This window comes from Streptomyces sp. NPDC041200 (genome assembly GCF_055591805.1).
Genome location: NZ_JBVIZF010000138.1, coordinates 1 through 1,139 on the forward strand (window position 1 = coordinate 1; position 1,139 = coordinate 1,139).

Below are 1,139 nucleotides of genomic sequence, written 5' to 3' on the forward strand. Positions count from 1 at the left end.
CGTCCGGATCCGCAGGAGCTGGCGTATGTGATCTATACGTCGGGCTCGACCGGCCGGCCCAAGGGCGTCCAGGTCACCCACCACGGCCTGGCGAATCATGTGGAGTGGGCGGTCCGCGAGCTGGCCCGGCGCGGCACCCGCGGTGCGCCGCTGTTCTCGTCCGTGGCCTTCGACCTGGTGGTGCCGAACCTGTGGGCACCGCTGGCCTGCGGGCAGCGGGTGTGGATATGGCCCGAAGGGCAGGATCTGTCGGAACTCGGGGACGCGCTGGCGGGGGCGGCGCCCTTCAGCTTCATGAAGCTGACACCCGCCCACGCCGAGGCGCTCGCCCACCAGCTGACCGGGGAACAGGTGGCCGGGCTGGCGGACGCCGTCGTGGTCGCCGGTGAACCCTTCCTCGGCACGCTGGCCGGCCGATGGCTGGACTGGCTCGGCCCGGGCCGGCTGGTCAACGAGTACGGTCCGACCGAGGCGACCGTCGGGACGTCCGTGTTCGCCGTCGACGCGGTACCGGAGCCGGGGGTCCTGCCGATCGGGCGGCCCCTGCCCGGTGTGACCATGCACGTGCTGGACGCGGAGCTGCGCAGGGTCCCCGTGGGTGTCGTGGGCGAGCTGTTCGTCGGCGGCATCGGAGTGGCGCGCGGCTATCTGCGCAGGCCCGGGGCCACCGCGGAGCGGTTCCTGCCGGATCCGTTCGGGCCGCCCGGAGCGCGGCTGTACCGGTCGGGAGACCTCGCCCGGGTGCGGCCCGACGGCAACGTGGAGTTCGTCGGCCGGATCGACGACCAGGTCAAGATCCGCGGTTACCGGGTGGGGCTCGGGGAGATCGAAGCCGCCCTCATGGCCGATCCGCGCGTCGACGAGGCGAGGGTCGTGGTCCGTGAGGACACTCCCGGCGACCGCCGTCTGGTGGCCTACCTGGTACCGGCGGACGGCTGCGCCCCGCTCCCGGACGACCTGCGTGCCTCTCTCGGCCGCAGTCTTCCCGAGTACATGGTGCCGGCGGGGTTCGTGGTGTTGGAGTCGATTCCGTTGACGGCCAATGGGAAGGTGGATCGTGCGGCGTTGCCGGTTCCGGACCGGGTGGCGTTGGTGGGGGAGCGGGAGTTTGTGGGGCCGCGGTCGGTGGCTGAGGCGCG

At 72.5% G+C, this 1,139-nt stretch carries 1 protein-coding gene; it reads left to right on the forward strand.

Annotation, left to right across the window (positions count from 1 at the left end):
• Positions 1-27 precede the first annotated feature (27 nt).
• Positions 28-1,139 (forward strand): amino acid adenylation domain-containing protein (locus ACZ6CL_RS43000; RefSeq protein ID WP_468947044.1); only part of this gene is annotated, 1,112 nt, incomplete at its 3' end.